The organism is Variovorax sp. P4_B11, assembly GCF_056402355.1.
Map to the genome: position 1 here is coordinate 22,712 of NZ_JBFUHO010000017.1, position 17,372 is coordinate 40,083.

Consider the following 17,372-nt stretch of genomic DNA (forward strand, 5'->3'; position numbering starts at 1 on the left):
GAGGCCGGGCGCAGAGCCCCCTGCAGAAGGTGGGGTGGAAGACGCATCACCGCATGAGCACCAGTTCTTCAGCCATGGATGGATGGAGTGCGACGGTGCTGTCGAACTGAGCCTTCGTCAGCCCCGCTGTCACTGCAATGGCGGCCGCCTGGAGGATCTCTGGAGCATCGGGTCCCACCATGTGTATGCCAAGGACGATGTCGCTTTCCGCGTTCACCACCAGCTTGTAGAGCGCACGCTCAGACCTGCCGGCAAGTACGTTTCGCGTCGGGCGGAAGTCAGATGTGAACGTCTTCACCGTGCCGAATCTGTCTCTCGCTTGCTCCTCGGTCAGACCAACGCCTGCGAGGGGAGGGTTGGTAAACACCGCCGAGGGGACGTTCTCGTAGTCCACGCGGTGGGACGCACCGCCAAACTGACTATCCGCGAAGGCTTGACCTTCTCGAATGGCGACTGGAGTCAGCTGCATGCGGTTGGTGACGTCGCCGATCGCAAAGATGGACTGCACGGTCGTCCGGTTGTCGCTGTCGACCTTTACCGCGCCGAGGTCATCCACTTCGACGTCGACCGCCTCCAGGCCTAGGCTGGTCGTGTTTGGCAGACGGCCGATTGCATGCAGCACTAGGTCTGCATCCACAGGCGCTCGCCCTTCGACATGCACCCTCAGCGACTTGTCTTCGCGCAGTTCAATGCCGGTCACCTTAGCGGGCAGTACAAAGTCGATGCCCTTGCCGGTCAGGATCTCGAACAATCGGTCCCGGATCTGTTGGTCGTAGCCGCGCAGGATCTGGCTGGATCGGTGGATGACGGTGACCTTCGAGCGCAGCCCATGAAAGATTCCTGCAAACTCATTGGCGATGTAGCCTGCGCCAGTGACCACGACCCTCTCAGGGAGAGCTGCAAGCCCGAAAATGTCATTCGATGTGACACCAAGCTCGGAGCCTGGGAAGTTCGGCACCGAGGGCCGCGCGCCCGTTGCGATCAAGATTGTTTTGGCGCTGCACCTTTTGCCTCCAGCCAACAGGACCTCGTGAGGGCCAGAAACGGTTGCGCGCTCTGCAAACACTTCGATGTTGTTGCGCCGGAGCGTGTCGGTGTACAGAAGCTCAAGGCGTCCAACCTCCCGCATGACGTTGTCTCGCAGCGTAGTCCACTCGAACTGCGCCGAGCCGAGCGTCCAGCCGTACTTCGCGGCGTCGCTCAGCTCCTCTGAAAACTGCGAGCCGTGGACAAGCATCTTCTTGGGAACGCAGCCTCGGATGACACACGTACCGCCGATGCGATGCTCCTCAGCGATGGCCACCCTTGCGCCGTGGGCTGCTGCGATGCGGGATGCTCGAACGCCCCCGGATCCAGCGCCAATCACAAACAGGTCAAACTCGTACTGGCCCATTGGCCTCCTTCCTCACGGGTAGTGAATTACTTGAAGTAGTTCACGCTAGCAGCCGCTCGGAAAGCTGCTGAGGAAAGAATTCAGTGGCAGCTGAAAAAAATTCAGGTCGCCTGAGCCAGCAACCAGTCATGGACACACCTCACAGCCATGCCCATCTCGCTCGGCAGTCGTACCACGTAGTAGGCGTTCAGGTCGTGACCTGCGTCGCCGTCCAGCGTGACAAGGTCACCCGACTGCAATAGTTTGTCCACCAGAGGCTTGCGGCCGAGCGTGACGCCGAGACCATCGCGAGCCGCTTGAATAGTCAACTCGTAGGTCTCGAGGTTGAAGCGGCTTTTCGCGGGGGGAGGGGGGATGGAGCGCGCTTCGCAGTAGGTGTCCCACTCGTGGGCCATGGTCGTGTTGACAAGGACGCGCGTCGCCTTTAGGGCCTGCTCAACCGTGCGAAGGCCGCGAGATTTGAGGACTTGCGGTGCCACCACGGGAACCAGGACCTCGCGCATCAACGGCTGGACCTCGTAGTCCGGCCAGTTGCCGCGCCCGCGCCGGATGGCCAGATCGATGTTGTCGCGACTGAGGTCAAGTACACGCGTCGTCGTGATGAGATCTAGCTCGATGTCTGGGTGCTTGAGCTGAAACTGCTGAAGCTGCGGTAGCAACCAGCCTGCGGCGAATGACGGCGTAAGCGTCAACGAGACTCGGCGGCGCCCTGGATTCGACCGAATCGCATCGGTCGCTTGCAGCAGGTCACGCAAGGGCCCCTTGATGGCATTGAAGTACTGCTCGCCCTGTGTGGTCAGGCGGAGCTTGCCGCCTTTGTTCTCGACGAGTCGGACGCTTAGCTCCCGCTCAAGGGTCTTCACCTGATGGCTGACGGCTGAGGCGCAGACGTTCAAGCGCTCTGCGGCCTTCACGGCACTTCCCGTCAGCGCGAGCGCATAGAAGGACTTCAGTCCGCCAAAAGAGGGAAATCGATCTTGATCCATGGGCTTCAAGGCTTGACCGACCCCAACGGCGGTGTTTGTAGGCATCGGAACTCCACTTGTTCTTTTATCAGGACGCAACGCTCAAGCTGCATATCGCTTGTACGTAGCTTGGTCAGCAGAGGTATCAAAGCGCGTCTTAGGGGGCTCATCATTTGAGATCTGGCACGTTCAGCATGTTGATGAAGGCGTAGTCGGCGAGGCCAAGCAGCGCGGGCGACGCCGTAAAAGTCAGAGCCTTCGCCTACGAGTTTCAAGCAAGTTGTCTGCCAAGAATTGGTGCGGCCCACCAGGGGCAAGGCCAGTTCGCCGTACGTCGAACGGCACGGGCTGGGCGCAAAGTGGGTATTGCGAGCAGAAGCTCATCGCCATACACCTTGCCGAAGGCCTGCGCGACCAGTTCGCAGAGGCAGGAGTTGGAGGCGACTTTGTCGGCACCAACGTTGGTCGTGCATCGCACCGTCGTGGAGCGCCATGGTCGTCGAGGCCAAAATCCCTTTGGCTCGTGCAGCGGCTGTGTCAGTAAAGGCCTGAAATTTGTCACACGTCGGTGTGACGCCTGCGCAAAACTTACGGTCATTTCCTGTTTGCTGAGGTGACTATGTCTGACGCCCGCGACGGCCGGAGGAACGCCCGCGTGCTAGCCACGTGCCAAGGGCTTTTCACTGCGGCTATTTCCATTGACCTCACGCTGACGGCCATCACTGGCCACCAGCTTGCGCCCGATAAGGCTCTAGCCACACTGCCTTTTGCTCTCATCACGGTCGCTGGTGCCGTAGTGACTTGGTTCGCATCCCTACTGATGCAGCGCATTGGGCGACGCGCTGGCTTCGCACTTGGTGCCGCGTGCGGGACCCTGGGAGGCCTTATTTCCGTATTCGCCGTCTTTCACGAGAACTTCTGGGTGTTCTGTGCTGGCACGTCGTTGGTTGGGGCCTTCCAAGCCTTTGCACAGTACTACCGACTCGCGGCAGCTGACGCGGTGCCGGCTGAGGACAAGGGCAGGGCCGTGTCGACCGTGCTCGCGGGTGGCGTCATCGCTGCCATTGTCGGCCCGGCTTTGGCCGCGTGGAGTAGAGACCTGTTTCCGGTAGCACTGTTCGCAGGGGCCTATCTGATGATCGCTCTGCTGGGAGCGATCTCGGTAATGCTCTTGGTCTTGATGTATCGCGACTCGGACGGCCCAGATGCGGCACCTTCCGCTGATGATCATCTGCCCGCACGGCCATTGCGCGAGATCGCGCGTACTCCCATCTTCATTGCGGCATTGGCGAACAGCGTCGTCGGGTCTGTTTCGATGATGTTTATCATGACGGCTGCCCCGCTCGCTGCGGTTGGCTGCAACCACAGCATCAGCGAGGGCGCGAACATCATGCAGTGGCACCTTTTCGGCATGTTCGCTCCCTCGCTCTTCGCTGGCGCCTTGATCAAGAAGATTGGACTTTCGCGAGTGCTGACGCTTGGCATGGTTTTGAACGTACTGGCGTCGTTGGTGGCGATGAGCTCCACCTCGCTGCCAGCGTTCTTCGCCGCGCTGCTCTTCTTGGGCGTGGGCTGGAACTTTATGTTCGTCGGCGGGACGACGCTGCTGGCGCAATCCCATCGGCCTAGCGAGCGAGGGCGAGTGCAAGGTGCTGGTGAGTTGTTGCGAAATGGGTTCACAGCTTTCGCTACGCTGGCCGCCGGCCCCGCACTAGACTACTTTGGATGGGAAGCGCTCAATGCGGCAATGCTCCCTGTCGTCCTGCTCGCTGGTTTCATGACGTGGACCTGTGTGCGCGCGATTCGTCTATCGCCAGCCTTCTCGTGAACTCCCTGGCGAGCCAGCCTCGGCGCGAGCGTGGGTTCAACGATTTCAGAGACCACGCTGGTGAATTAGGCACGGTCAGGCCTGTTCGCGATCGCGATGACAGGCACGATGCCCACACTCAGGTCGCTACCCGCGAACGGGACAGTGTCGGGCTTGCGCTGCATTTCGAAAATCGCTGCGCGTTTGCTGAGGTGGACCTCCCCCGGCAACTCGTAGATGGTGCCCATCAGGCTTTGGCGCGTTGCGTTGTCGGCGCTCTTTCCCGCGTAGAAGACCACGTCGACGGCCTCCGAGTTCTCGCTGGTCTTGCGCGGGATAGTGAGCACGCGCGAAGGAACGGCCTCAGTCTGCGGCCACAAGTAAAGCCTATCCGCCGGCATTGCGCGGTCGCGTACTCGAGACATCAGTTGCCGCGCCATGGCCTCGCAGGGTTCGGGGCCTTGGTCGGCTCGACTGGGCACCACCGCCCCTTCGCCTGAGGCGATTGGTCGCGAAATGCCGCGCCTACACTGCCGACAAACCGTCCCAATGCAGGAGGTCTTTCAGCGGCTCGCGCCAGGCGCGAAACGCAGCGGTCGCGTGCGCAGGAAATGCGTCGGAATCAGGGCCACAGTGACAGCCAACACGGCACAACCCGCCTCGCACCGCGAGCGCGTGAGTACTGCTCGCCAGATCACGACGAAGCGCTCGATGCACGGCTTCGGCGGGCTCGCCGGCTACGGGCTCCATCGCGTCGGGGAAAACCGCGCCCGCGCGGTCCACGGCCACGGCCGCGAGTTGGTTCTTGTCTTCCGTGAACTGGTGATACATCGAGGACGCAGGGCGCGAATCGCGGAATGCACCTGGGAAAGCGACTTTGCCCGCGACGCGCGTTGTGTCAACAGTGCCCTCGCAAAGAACTAAAGGAATGCAACCATGTCACGCCGGCGCCTTGCCCTGCTTCTCATTCTGCTGCCGTTGGCCCTGACCGCCTGCGGCACCATGCCCTCTGGGTCCTCTTCTTCCACTCAAGGAGCATCCCCCATGACTCTCGAACAGACCAAGCAGGCCATTGCTGGCGACTGGATCAGCCTCGCTCCCGAGATTCGTCCCAGCGCCCTCAAGAACGCGGACGGCACACTCAAGCCCTTCTATTTGAAGCGCGAGTTCAAGACTTTGTCGGACGACCGATTCGAACTGATCGTCGTCAATTCGGCGGATCCCTACGGCAAGGTACCAATGACAAAGATCCTGATCAGGGGCCACATCCACTGGCGCGGTGATCACCCTATCGCTCCCGGCGCGCAAAAGGTGGACTTCGTCGCCGACGAGGCCTACGAGGTTACGCCACTGGTGCGGGGCTTTGCCGACGTGCTTAACCAGGTGTCTGCCCAGGGCTATGCCAAATGGGAGGTTGGCCAAGCGCAAAGCATCTTCGGCAAGGATTTTGTGCCATTCGGCCTCACGGCAGGCAAGGATTTCATGGAGTACGACCTGGTCTACGTGGCGCACGGGCTATTGTTCTGGGGCGCCACGAAACGTGGACGGCCGCGGATTTGATAGTGAGCAGAACCGTCCGACTAATCTTCAGATTCCACTGGCGCGCAAGTGACGCGGAGTAGTGGAACGCGTTGAGCGAACTGGACGTCGGGTTGACAGTCGTCATCTGCACGTCCAGCGCTATCAGCTGTCCTAGGCGCCGAGCAAGGTCTCCACCCTGACCTCGTGCGTATCAGATGACCTTCGCGCGCAGCAGGTCGTTGATGCTGAGCGCGCCGATCAGGACACCGGAGGCATCGACCACCAGTACGCTCGCGATGCGGTGCTGCTCCATCAAATCGGCGGCCTCCGCCGCGAGCGCCTCGGCGCGCAGCGTGTGCGGGGCGACGTGCATCACGTCGCCTGCGGTCAGCGCCCGTAGGTCGGCTCCTGTCTCTACCTGTCGACGCAGGTCGCCGTCCGTGAAGATGCCGATGGCACGGCCGTCCGAATCGACCACGGCGGTGGCGCCCAGGCCCTTGGCGCTCATCTCGCGCATCAGTTCGCTGAGGCTTGTGCCGGGTCCGACGCGCGGTACGGCATCGTTGGAACGCATGACGTCGCCCACATGCGTCAGGAGCTTGCGTCCCAACGCTCCGCCGGGGTGCGAACGGGCAAAGTCTTCAGTGCCGAAGCCGCGTGCATCGAGCAAGGCGACTGCGAGCGCATCGCCGAGTGCCATCTGCGCGGTCGTGCTGGCGGTAGGGGTGAGGTTGAGAGGACAAGCCTCCTTCTTGACGCCGCTGTCCAGGACGATGTCCGCGTGACGCGCCAGGGTAGAGTCCGCACCGCCGGTCATGGCGATCAGCGGCACGCCTAACCGCTTGACGACCGGAAGGATGCCGGTGAGTTCTTCGACTTCGCCGCTGTTGGAGATCGCGAGCACGAGATCGACCGCCTTGATCATTCCGAGGTCGCCGTGGCTCGCTTCGGCCGGATGCACGAACATGGCTGGAGTACCCATCGACGCGAGGGTGGCGGCAATCTTGCGGCCCACGTGACCGCTCTTGCCCATGCCCATGACGACCACGCGCCCGCGCACTTCGAGAATCGTCTGAACGGCCTTTACGAAGCTCGGGCCGACGCGCCGCTTGAGGCCGAGTACGGCTGCGGCTTCGATCTCGAAGGTGATGCGCGCCCGTGCGAGCATGGCATCAGGGTCGGCCGTCGGGGTCAGCCCAGCTTGGGAGCGCGTTGACGGATTGCATGGGGGGGGCGGGGTGCACACTCCTTGGAGGTACCTATCATCCTCGTTTGTAGCCGAACGGGAGTGCATCAGAGGCCTCTCAAACTCAGTATTCAAGTTCAGAACAATCCTTTGCAGACACTGCCAAACATCATGGGGTCTTTAAGTAGAGGTGCGGTGTCCGGCGACACTGCGATCCAAAGGCCCATTGCCCAAAGGAAGATAGCAATCGGCACCGCGAGAGCGCGACCCTTCGGCAAGACTTTCTCCGCGAACATGAACGCCGTCAAAAGAGCCATCCAAGTGAGGCTCATGGCGCCGACAGCAAACATGACTGCCATCAAGGCCCAACAGCAGCCAACGCAGACCAGTCCATGTCGGGCGCCCATTGCCACAGCGCCTAGGTTTCCCTCGCGTCCACAGCTGCTTGATCGGTCATTTGCTATCCAGATTGTTTGTTGAAGAAGCGTTCTATAGACAGTTTCGAGCGGAGGCGTCAAGATGCACAGGGGCGATATCGACATTTCAGGGGGCACTTCCGACATGACATTTCATCGTGCGGCGGAGATTGGCGTCGTCAAGTACCCAGGCGCCCAGCTCGCAGCTGTGCATGGCTTGACTGATCTATTCGAGGCGGCAAATCGCCTCGCGGCACAGCATTGTGCTGAGCCGCCCACCTTCTTGCGCGTGAGCCATTGGAAGACGCCAGTTCTAGGCAAGATGCCTACTAGAGGTGAGGACCGTGGAGCGCGGGATGAGACCTCCGCGCCGGAGGTGCTTGTTCTGCCACCAAGCACCTGGGATCCCCCCACCGCGGAGGATGCTGAGCCTCTTGTGGATTGGCTCGTTGACTGCCACCACCTGGGCACAACGCTCGCCTCAGTTTGTGGCGGATCCTTCGTCCTGGCTGAGACGGGACTTCTGGTCGGGCGTGCGGCGACGACCCACTGGATTCACGCTGAGAAGTTCCGGGCGAGGTTTCCTGACGTGCGTCTCGACGTCGATCGGCTCATCATCGACGACGGAGACATCATGACCGCTGGCGGAATGATGGCGTGGGTGGACCTTGGGCTGCGCTTGGTGGATCGCCTATTGGGGCCCGTCATCATGGCTGAGACGGCCCGCTTCTTGTTGGTTGACCTCCCAGGGCGGGAGCAGCGCTTCTACAGCGCATTTTCGCCAATCTTGACGCATGGAGACGCAGCAGTGCTGAAGGTCCAGCATTGGTTGCAGTCGACAGGAGCGAAGGACGCCGATCTGGCGTCCCTAGCTTCATGTGCGGGGCTGGAGGAGAGAACGCTTCTTAGGCGCTTCAGGAATGCTACGGGGCTTACGCCTATCGACTATTGCCAACGACTTCGCGTGGGCAAGGCACGAGAACTGCTTCAGTTCAGCAAAACGCCAGTAGAGTCGATCGCGTGGGAGGTGGGCTACAGCGACCCCGGCGCGTTCAGGAAGATCTTCCTTCGCGTGACCGGCCTCACTCCTAGCGACTACCGCCGGAGGTTCAGCGTCATAGTCAAGCCGGCAGCAAGCTAGCTTGCTCCACAGCAATTTCACATCGATCTTGAAAACGACCAGTGGTACGAGCGCCGCATCGGGTCGCTCTCGCTCCACGCAGAGAATGAGCGCTGAGTCAATCGGTGCTCGGTGCTCAGCAACGCGTTGCCTCAGCTGTCAGACAGAGCGTCTTGAATCAAGTCTCAGAAGTTCGCGCATCCGATGCCACGATGCCACGGACGTGGCGCAGACGGAACTCTACCCCTCTACCAGGCCAGCCTCAAGCGGCGGGCGAGGCTTCTTGCGGGGGCTTGAGCACTTCCTCGAGCCAAATGTGGCCAACACTGCAGGTATGGCCATGAGTGGAAGTCGAAAGCGGCGAGGCGCTGCCTGTAGACCTCACCGGGCGCATGATCTAGCTGACGCGAATCCTGTTCCGTTGCATCCGTCAGTTAGGCAGGCTTGCTTTCTATCGCGAACCGTTGAGCGTACTCCTTTGGGGTCACGCCGAGGCGCCGCACAAACGCCCTCCGCAAAACGTCCACACTTTGATAACCATACCGGCGCGCAATCGTCTCCAATGACCGTCCCCCGAGTTCCAGAGCTCGGCAGACCGCTTCGAGCCGAACGTCCTCGACGTACTTGGCGGGGGTCGTCTTCAATTCTCTCTGGAACAGCCGCACCAGTGTTCTCACGCTCGTCGCTGCGACGTCAGCAAGCATTTCGACCGTCATCTCGGTATTCAAGTGCTCGTTTATCCAATGACGCAGGCCGTCAAGCGTGGGGTTCAGCCCTTGCTGGGCCCGGAGCGCCACGCTGAACTGCGCCTGCCCTCCCGGGCGCCGGAGGAATAGCACCAAATACTTTGCGAGTTCCAAGGCGAACGCGTTTCCCAGGTCCTCTCCCACCAGGGACAAAGCGAGGTCAATTCCCGACGAGATTCCAGCAGACGTATATACGTTGCCGTCCTTCACCCAGATCGGATTCGGTTCCACCTGCACCTTCGGGTAACGGTCCGCAAGGCGCTGTGCCGCGGACCAATGGGTCGTCGCTCGCCGGCCATCCAAAAGTCCGGCCTCCGCCAATGCAAATGCACCAACACATATCGAGCACACACGCCGCACGTTCTTGGCGCGAGTCTTAATCCAATCGATAGCACGGGGGTCCAGTTGCTCCGGCGAAGACATGCCGGAGGCGACGATGAGCGTATCGATGGTCTGACTTGCCCGCCGCTCTTCGTCCAACGTCCTGTGTCCCCTGAGTCCAATGCCTGTTTCGCTTTCCAGATGGACATCGGAACCTGAACTTACCAGTTCAAGGGAATACGGCGCGGTTTCTCCCTTATGCATTTTGCTGGCCAAGGCGAAAACTTCGGCCGGACCTATGACGTCCAGCGCATCCACGGGCACCAAGCCCAGGATAACCACCCGCTTTCGCGCGGAACCCGCAGGCGCGCTTTCAGACTTCGTTCGCTTCTTCATTTTGGTTTCACGTCTCACATGACGATGGATCCAATTTTGGCATAAATAATCTGAAGTCTGTCATTTATGACAAGCATGAGATCTGCGAACGCAACCGCGGGTCGGGTCAAATCGGGGACCTCGAAGAGGCAAACACCGGTCACTATCGGCAGCATCATTGCCCCTGATACTCAGCTTGCCCGCAAGGCCGCCTCGCTCGTGCAACTAGTCATTCGGAATGATGAAGAACCACCTGCATCAGACCTGGTGGTTCTTTGATCTTCTAGCAGGCTGCTGAAGTACCAGGCGCGCTGAAGTCATCCTGCGCACTGAAGTCGGCGGTTGCGTGATTTCGACGTTCCGGGCTCGCTTCCATCGCCGTTTTCCCCTCTTCGAGGGTCGTTTGAGGCTCTCGCTGACCCTCTACGGGACCGTTGGACGGACTTCTGCCAAGGTCCGCATGCGCACGAGGTTGTAGGCGGCCATCGTCAGCACGAACAACTGGTCGACCTTCTTGATGCCGCGCACCATCACCTGGCGGATGGGGCCGACGAACTTGGCCCAGCCGAAGCCCTGCTCGATGAGCTTTCGCTTGCGCTGCGAGATGGCGTAGCCCTCGCTCTGTGCGATCTCGTCGGCCACCGCCGAGCGACGCCCAGATTTGTTCTGCGCCACGTGCGGCGTGACCTTCATGCGATGCAACTCCTCGATGAACTCGGCCGCGTCATATCCCTTGTCGGCGCCGAGCGTGACCTCGGCATCTGGAGTGGTGGCTGCTTGACGTGCGTCCCAGATCATGGCCTTGGCCGCTTCACGCTCGGCAAAGCCATCGGCCTGCGTGACCATGGCGTTGACGACCAAGCCGTGCCGGTTGTCGGTGAGCGTGTGCCCCATGTAGCGAAGCTCGCTGCCAGTCTTGCCCTTGCGGTACAGCTTCGAATCGGGATCGGTCTTCGACTCGTGCGTTTCGTTGCTGCGTTTCTGTCCCTTGAAGTCCCCGCCGCTGTCGCCAGCGTCGTCCCCGTCCTTGCGAACGAAGCTCTTGTGTCCGGCCCAGGCCTGGATCAGCGTGCCATCGACACTGAAGTGTTCACCCGACAACCAATCCTTGTTCTCGGCCGTCTCCAGCACCTCATTGAAGAAGGCGACCACCGCGTCGTGCTCGATCAGGCGCTGGCGATTCTTGCTGAACACCGTCGGCACCCACACCGCGTCGTCCATCGCCAGGCCGATGAACCAGCGAAACAGCATGTTGTATTGCGTCTGCTCCATGAGCTGGCGCTCCGAGCGGATGCTGAACAGGATCTGCAGCAGCATCGCGCGCAGCAGCTTCTCCGGCGCGATGCTCGGGCGGCCGCCCTTGATGTCGGCCTCGTACATCCGAGAGAACAACTCGTCCATCTTGGCCAGTGCCTCGTTGACCATCACCCGGATACGTCGCAGCGGATGGTCGGCGGGAATGAAGTCGTCCAGCCGTCTCATGGTGAACAAGCCTTCGGTGAATGTGTCAGGGCCGCGCATCGGAGGTGGTTTCGTGGGTCTGCAAGGACAACGCGCCAGGCTCAATGACGGGGGACCTTCGAGTGAGGTATTTCAGCAGCCTGCTAGGCGAGGAGCGCGGCTTCAGGTACGACTGTGAAGCTGTCTACCTAGCCTCGCTGCTCCACGATCTAGGGCTGACGGCCGAATACGTAGCGGACAATCGTTTTGAAGTCGACGGAGCAGTTGCTGCCTCTCGCTTCTTGGTTGCCGACGGATACCAATGACCAAGGGCGAGCCATCGCGCGCATTCTCGACAAGGAAGCCGGCGCGAATATCGACGAACGCTGTTCCGGAACGGAGTCCCCGAGGCGACAGCCGTTCGATTGGTCAGCTGTCCAAGTCCGTCGACGGCGCCAGTTCCTTTTGCGCCTCTTTGGCGGTTACTACATCGGTAGAGCGCGCTGCATACGTCCTACTGGGGAAACAGCGCTGATCAATGAGGTAGCAAGCTACAAGTTCAATCCGTTCCTTGTCGAGCACCTCGTCGAAGTAGCCCAAGAGTATCAGAACGCTGTGTTTGGGGGGGGCAACGGACTTTCGGAGGGAACATGTCGGCAATCGCGTTGTGCGCATCCACTGCCAGCACGCCGAGGGTGACGCTAGCCAGAAGAATTACTTCGACAGGAATAGTTGTCTGAACGAGTCCATTGGTTGAAGTGCCGCCGATGAAAAAGGTGCCGAACAGGACCCAGAATGCGGAGTCGTCCACGGCGGCGCGCAGAGTCTTCAGCGGCGACTGCAGCGGTTGGGCGATTCCGTGGGGGAGGGCGGCCGAGTTTGCCTCCTCCTCGACGCTGAGCAGCTTCGGGCCGAGTTCGGCAGGTGTGTTGCGCATCAGCAGCGCCACCATAGCCACTGCCCAACCTAAGCCACTCAATACAAAGGCGAGCGCGACGTGGCAGCCGTGTTTCTCAGTCACGTGAGCCATCAATGGCAGAAGGACGAGTTGACCCGTCGCTGAACTGGCGAACATCATGCCCACCACCAGTCCTCGGTGGGTGGAAAACCAGCGCGTGGCCACCTGCGCGCCGAGTGCGATGCCGATAAGGCCACTACCCAAGCCCACCACTACGCCCCACAGCAGCACAAGTTGCCAATGGTGGTCCACGAACAGCGACAGCAACAGGCCGCCAAAGACCACGGCGAGCGCGAAGACCGTGGTGCGGCGCGCACAGACGCGGCTCATGCACGCAGAGGCGAACGGTCCCAGCAGCCCAAACAGGCTAAACCGCACCGTCAGGGTAGAGGAGATTGCTGCAGAGTTCCATCCAAACTCCTTCTGGAGCTGGCCCATAAATACGCCCGGGGCACCCAACGCCCCGGCCATAACCAGCATGGTCAAAAAGGTGACTGCGGCAACTATCCGGCCATAGTGGGCATGGCGCTGAGCGAGCGAAGTTGCCAACGCGGCGGGAATCATGCCTTACTCCAGTTAGTGATGACTAGTGTGGTACGCCGATCAGATATGTACTTATCCGTACGTAGCTTGTGGCATTCCTCAGTAGCCCCACACGGAGGCTGCAAAATCGGACGCTCCCATTCAGCGCCCATCGCGTTCCAAGCCGATGAATGCGCTCGGCCCATCAGTGTCGCAATACGCGTCCGTGCTGGGCCGCAAGCCGAGCAGCTCGATGCTGCGTTCCCGCAGCAACTCGGAGTCGCTCCTCAGAGCGCGCTGCAGGCACTCATCGATATAGGTTCTGTCGCTCTGCAAGCGCGACAGATCGACGCGCCATCCCACGCCAGCCATGAGCCATTTGAAGTCGACCAAATTGAAGAAGGCGTCGTTTCCTTCCGAGCCGCTGGCACGTGTCGCATTCATGTGTTTCGCCGATAAGTACAACAACTTCGAGTGTCCACCACTAGCCTCGACTTTGGGCGATCATGCGTTGGCGTGATTGACCAATCGCGGACGATTTATGCCAATTCATCTTGAGCTCCGATTTGCTCGGACCGGTTGCCCTAGAGCTAATGCGAGGTCGTCACGCTGCGCCGGGCGGAGATTGCGAGGGCACGCGGCGACGCTGAAGTCAGGGCTGTCGGATTGTTGCAACTCGGAAGTAGTTACGTAGTGATCGCCATGCCTCGGCAATGTACGCAAGCTCTGTTATCTGTTACATCAGGCGGCTAGTTGGCTAACTTGCGTCAGCATCAGGAGCGCTTTCAATGGCGCGTCGATGGGCGACGACAAGAACCGGCAGGGTCTCGTCTGAGTGTTGGGCAAGGAGTCGGGCGCTCGGCGAAGCGGCCTGATTTGGCGCAGCAACGTGAGGTCCCGCGAGTCTCAGACTTCAGCTTAGAGAGTTGCGACCGACTGCAAGTACGCGATGCCGAGAGGTTCGAGGTTCATCAAACTCTCAGTGTCCTCGCAGGGACAGCCGGAAGCCAAAAACCGGCAGCTCCCCCTGTACGAAGTCTAGGTCGGGGGATCTTGCGAAACCAAGCCGCTCATACATCCCCCAGGCGGCCTGCATCGCTTTGGTGGTGTGCAGGACGACTTCGCCGTGCCCTTGCTCACGAGCTGCACCAATACAGGCAAGCGCCAGCGCCTTCCCGACGCCCATGTTCTGGCTCTTGGGATGAACACCAAGGAGGCGGATGCCCGAGGCTTGTTTGACGTCCACTGCAATAGCGGGGCCGTATTGACTCATATCTCCGAAGTAGACAACTCCTCCAGCGAGCTCTCCGGACGCCAAGAGCGCGACGAGCACCCGTGCCCCGGGCTTTTTCGTGAACTCGCCAATGCCCCGCAGCATTTCGTAGTAGGCGGGCTGTTCGACGGGTGTCGGAAAGTTGACCAGCCTCGAATAGACATCGACGAGCAGTTCGCCAAGCGCCACAAACTCCTCAGGTCTGATATCTCGGATAAAGATTTGCGTTTCCATGTGGGTCCTCTTCTGTTTCAGACTTGGAATGGCCATATCGCTAGTGGCGGCGGCGTCATCTATGAAGTCATTGGCACCGATCGCTCACCGATGGCATAGGCTCGTGCTGCCAAGTGGCACTCAAATATCGTCTTGCAGCTTGATTTGAAAAGCGATCCGTGGCCCGCATCCTGGCCGGAATCGGTCTGCATTGCCGCATGCGACGAGCAATGACCAGTCGGTCTGTGGGCTCTGGCTCCGGCAATCGGAGACGAAGCCGTCATCAATAGCTGACAGCGCGTCTGTGTCCTCGATCCTCCGACGCGCCTGGAGAGTTGGTTGGTTCCGAAAAGCGCGTCCAGCGGAATGTGAACTCAACTTAACAGGGTAAGGTCCATCAGTTTACGTCGGGATCGGGTCGGGGATATCCCGCACCACTTCGACCAGCTCGCCACTATCAATGTTATAGAAGAAGCCATAGAGATTCAAGTGCTTGGGGACGCCCGTGTTAGAACGCAAAAGATCCACGTCGTACTTGAGCGACTTCTCGTAGTCAGCAATGCTGAGACTTTCTCGGTCGTATACCGAGGAGATGTCAACACCCTCTTCCGTTTTGAACGCCTCAATGAGGCCTTCAGGCGTGAACGACGTCGCGCCACAGAATGAATGGTGTACTACAACGACGTTCTTGAAGTTGAATAGGTACTGCATCGTCGATATCGACTGCAGGGCCCCGATAGCGCGACCGCCGGCATCTGCTACGGCAAACAACGTTGTCGTCGCACCAACCTTGTTGCCAGACTCGTCAAAAATGACCTCTCCGGGGTAAGTCTCATCTCCAAAATGGTCGGCTACGGCCTTTGGAATCCCGCTCACCCTCGGATCGATGCAATGAACCACCAGTGTCTTCATTGGGACAAACGTGGGAAACAACGAGCGCAATGATGCTTCGTCGAGTCCGGGGAGGTTCAGAAATCTAAATTTCGCGAAATCACACATGTTCATTCCAGTCGTGTTCGTTGACGACGCTGCGACCAATGCTCAGCGGATTGCGAACCACAACTGAATCGTGGCCGCCGTCCTCCTCTTGGCAAACAGCTCCTCGGAGAGGATAGCTCCCGCGAGTGAGGCAGTAATGACAGAACTCGGTTGATTTCTGCCATACGGGACTCCGCTCGATCTCGCTTTCCCTGAGCATCCTTGGCAGTGAGGTGGTCGCCGCGGGTCGGCGGGTCACGTCCCCGCGCATGGTGTAAGTCTTCAGCCGGACAGAGTGGGTGCAGTGTCGCTCGAAGCGCGCTCGGCCAATCTATTCCTGACGGTACCTTCGAGCGAATCGCGGTCTACGGCAAGGGCACCGGACTCGGCGAATCGGACAGCCGAATTGATATGCTGCTCGTCACCAAGGATTGGCTTATTGATTGACGGAACGCCGGCTGAACGCGTGCAGCCCACGTTGGACCGCGGGCCGCGCCAAGACTCGCTGATACCACTCATGCAACTGTGGGACGTTCGGCCAATCCATTCGCTCCCGGAACGCCCAGATGATGGTAAACGCCGCGATGTCAGCGATCGAAAACTTATCGCTCGCCATGTAATCTGACGCGGCGAGAAATCGCTCGGCTTGAGCAGCGCGATCGATGACTTGGGCATAGAGGGCATCGCCTCCAGGAATTTCCCGGCTCTTGAGAAAGAAGCCTGTCGCGCTGAAACCAATCACGTCCGTCAGAAAGTAGAAGAACCTCTCCAAAACCGCGAAATACTCAGTGTTCCCAGCTTCCGGCAGCAGGTCACCGTTGCTGCGTGCAGCCGCGTAGAACATGATGGCGTTGGATTGCGGAAGAATCAGGCGCCCTTGGTCAGACGTCTCGACAAGAACTGGTACCTGGGCCGCCGGATTTAAGGCAAGAAATTCTGGGGTTCTTTGCTCTCCTCCTCGTAGATCCACCCGCCGAACCGAATAGGCGACGCCAGCCTCCTCAAGGGCGATAGCCGCTCTGAGGGAGTTTCCCGTGTGCGCCCCCCAGAGTTCCACGTTGATGTTCATTCGTGCTCCTAACGCCTAGGTGCTCAGGCGAGAACGTGCCTCGGAGAGGATCTGATTTGCAAGCTTCGGGTCGTCCACCATGCGAGCCATGGTCAGCGCGCCGATCATTGACGTTGCCACCCCTAGCGCGTGTGACCAAGCATCTTCGTCGCCCTCGGCCAGGCCCTCCTTGGCTAGAGCGTCCACGACCCCCTTCAACCCCACGGTAGCGGCTTCGCGAACTTCTGGGCTTCCGCGGCTGAGTTCTGAGCCAAGTGCGGCGAACGGACACCCTTGAGACACGTTGGAAAGATGTTTCGAGGAAAGGTAGTTCTTGATCGCCTGATTGAGGTTCAGGGGGCGACCTGCTTGCACAGCTGTTCGTTGTTCGACAACTGTTGACACGTCGGCAATTGCGCGAGTGCACGCCTCGGCTGCTACTTCGTCCTTCGACGAGAAATGCTTGTAGAAGCCACCGTGAGTTAGCCCGGCGGCAGCCATCAGGTCGGTCAGCCCCGTACCGTCGAAGCCGTTCCGACGGAACTCGTGAGATGCGGCTTCAATGATGCGAAGGCGGGTTTGGGCCGCTTCCTCTCGAGACTTTCTCATTTTCTACCCTTCCTTGTAGGTGCAGGTACCGAGGGTCCATCAAGTTGGATGATAGTAAACATCTAACACGATGTCAATTGGGGCCGGCCGAGTGCTGATCAGCGCGGCGACGGGCTGCGGGGGCCAGGGCTGACCGTATCGACCGCTCGTGCAAGGCCGAACGCTCTAGTGCCCAAGGCCAAGTGCCATGCGCGGCGGCGTATCTCCACGACCTGTTCGGCGATTCTCTTGAGCGGTTTGTCTTGCGCAGCGTTCTGCAGTAGGCAGCCTAGACCGTTCCGCCACCGTACAACGGACCGATTTACAACTCCCCTCGTCTGGCCCTTGACTTTTTAGATGTTCACTTTTATCTTTTCGTTTAGTATCAACCAAACATCTAAAGTGGGAGGAAGCGGCGCGGGTCCGAGCTCACTTGATGGAGATGTCTTTGGGGCAGCGGGAGCTTGTCCGGTCTGTGGTGCATGCGGCCACGGACGTCCAG

At 60.0% G+C, this 17,372-nt stretch carries 17 protein-coding genes; 4 read left to right on the forward strand and 13 right to left on the reverse strand.

Annotated elements, in window-relative coordinates; genetic code table 11:
* Positions 1–46: 46 nt before the first annotated feature.
* Complete coding sequence (gorA, locus tag AC1DYD_RS16875; RefSeq protein ID WP_478173898.1) at positions 47–1,393, reverse strand: glutathione-disulfide reductase; 1,347 nt, start codon at positions 1,391–1,393, stop codon at positions 47–49.
* A gap of 101 nt (positions 1,394–1,494) precedes the next feature.
* Positions 1,495–2,424: a LysR substrate-binding domain-containing protein gene (locus AC1DYD_RS16880; protein WP_478173899.1), complete on the reverse strand. Its 930-nt coding sequence runs from the start codon at positions 2,422–2,424 to the stop codon at positions 1,495–1,497.
* Positions 2,425–2,977: 553 nt separating this feature from the next.
* Here AC1DYD_RS16880 and AC1DYD_RS16885 point away from each other — a divergent pair.
* Positions 2,978–4,186 (forward strand): MFS transporter, encoded by a 1,209-nt coding sequence (locus AC1DYD_RS16885; RefSeq protein ID WP_478173900.1) that lies wholly within the window; start codon positions 2,978–2,980, stop codon positions 4,184–4,186.
* 65 nt (positions 4,187–4,251) lie between these two features.
* Here AC1DYD_RS16885 and AC1DYD_RS16890 read toward each other — a convergent pair whose 3' ends face one another.
* A complete protein-coding gene (locus AC1DYD_RS16890; protein WP_478173901.1) occupies positions 4,252–4,605 on the reverse strand; it encodes a hypothetical protein in 354 nt (117 codons plus the stop codon).
* Positions 4,606–4,714: 109 nt separating this feature from the next.
* Between AC1DYD_RS16890 and AC1DYD_RS16895 the strand changes: the two genes are divergently transcribed.
* Together AC1DYD_RS16895 and AC1DYD_RS16900 are read left to right on the forward strand one after the other, a co-directional pair.
* Positions 4,715–5,089 (forward strand): hypothetical protein, encoded by a 375-nt coding sequence (locus AC1DYD_RS16895; protein ID WP_478173902.1) that lies wholly within the window; start codon positions 4,715–4,717, stop codon positions 5,087–5,089.
* A 120-nt stretch (positions 5,090–5,209) separates the two neighbouring features.
* Positions 5,210–5,725 (forward strand): hypothetical protein, encoded by a 516-nt coding sequence (locus AC1DYD_RS16900; RefSeq protein WP_478173903.1) that lies wholly within the window; start codon positions 5,210–5,212, stop codon positions 5,723–5,725.
* A gap of 172 nt (positions 5,726–5,897) precedes the next feature.
* On the opposite strand, the gene AC1DYD_RS16905 is transcribed toward AC1DYD_RS16900, so the two are convergent.
* Together AC1DYD_RS16905 and AC1DYD_RS16910 are read right to left on the reverse strand one after the other, a co-directional pair.
* Positions 5,898–6,854: a KpsF/GutQ family sugar-phosphate isomerase gene (locus tag AC1DYD_RS16905; protein WP_478173904.1), complete on the reverse strand. Its 957-nt coding sequence runs from the start codon at positions 6,852–6,854 to the stop codon at positions 5,898–5,900.
* 155 nt (positions 6,855–7,009) lie between these two features.
* Positions 7,010–7,435, reverse strand: a complete 426-nt coding sequence (locus AC1DYD_RS16910; RefSeq protein ID WP_478173905.1) for a DUF2182 domain-containing protein — start codon at positions 7,433–7,435, stop codon at positions 7,010–7,012.
* Between the two features lie 175 nt (positions 7,436–7,610).
* Here AC1DYD_RS16910 and AC1DYD_RS16915 point away from each other — a divergent pair, with 175 nt between their 5' ends.
* Complete coding sequence (locus tag AC1DYD_RS16915; RefSeq protein ID WP_478173997.1) at positions 7,611–8,429, forward strand: GlxA family transcriptional regulator; 819 nt, start codon at positions 7,611–7,613, stop codon at positions 8,427–8,429.
* A 413-nt stretch (positions 8,430–8,842) separates the two neighbouring features.
* On the opposite strand, the gene AC1DYD_RS16920 is transcribed toward AC1DYD_RS16915, so the two are convergent.
* The 8 genes from AC1DYD_RS16920 to AC1DYD_RS16955 form a co-directional block, all read right to left on the reverse strand.
* Positions 8,843–9,871 (reverse strand): GlxA family transcriptional regulator, encoded by a 1,029-nt coding sequence (locus tag AC1DYD_RS16920; protein WP_478173906.1) that lies wholly within the window; start codon positions 9,869–9,871, stop codon positions 8,843–8,845.
* Positions 9,872–10,273: 402 nt separating this feature from the next.
* Positions 10,274–11,371: an IS5 family transposase gene (locus AC1DYD_RS16925; protein WP_478173907.1), complete on the reverse strand. Its 1,098-nt coding sequence runs from the start codon at positions 11,369–11,371 to the stop codon at positions 10,274–10,276.
* A gap of 478 nt (positions 11,372–11,849) precedes the next feature.
* Positions 11,850–12,812, reverse strand: coding sequence for an MFS transporter (locus AC1DYD_RS16930; protein ID WP_478173908.1), 963 nt, complete (start codon positions 12,810–12,812; stop codon positions 11,850–11,852).
* Positions 12,813–12,932: 120 nt separating this feature from the next.
* On the reverse strand, positions 12,933–13,214 hold the full coding sequence (locus tag AC1DYD_RS16935; RefSeq protein WP_478173909.1) for a hypothetical protein: 282 nt from the start codon (positions 13,212–13,214) through the stop codon (positions 12,933–12,935).
* Between the two features lie 535 nt (positions 13,215–13,749).
* On the reverse strand, positions 13,750–14,277 hold the full coding sequence (locus AC1DYD_RS16940; RefSeq protein ID WP_478173910.1) for a GNAT family N-acetyltransferase: 528 nt from the start codon (positions 14,275–14,277) through the stop codon (positions 13,750–13,752).
* 381 nt (positions 14,278–14,658) lie between these two features.
* Positions 14,659–15,255, reverse strand: a complete 597-nt coding sequence (locus tag AC1DYD_RS16945) for a carbonic anhydrase (RefSeq protein WP_478173911.1) — start codon at positions 15,253–15,255, stop codon at positions 14,659–14,661.
* 415 nt (positions 15,256–15,670) lie between these two features.
* Positions 15,671–16,303, reverse strand: a complete 633-nt coding sequence (locus tag AC1DYD_RS16950; protein ID WP_478173912.1) for a glutathione S-transferase family protein — start codon at positions 16,301–16,303, stop codon at positions 15,671–15,673.
* A 15-nt stretch (positions 16,304–16,318) separates the two neighbouring features.
* Complete coding sequence (locus tag AC1DYD_RS16955) at positions 16,319–16,891, reverse strand: TetR/AcrR family transcriptional regulator (protein ID WP_478173913.1); 573 nt, start codon at positions 16,889–16,891, stop codon at positions 16,319–16,321.
* Between the last annotated feature and the right edge of the window lie 481 nt (positions 16,892–17,372).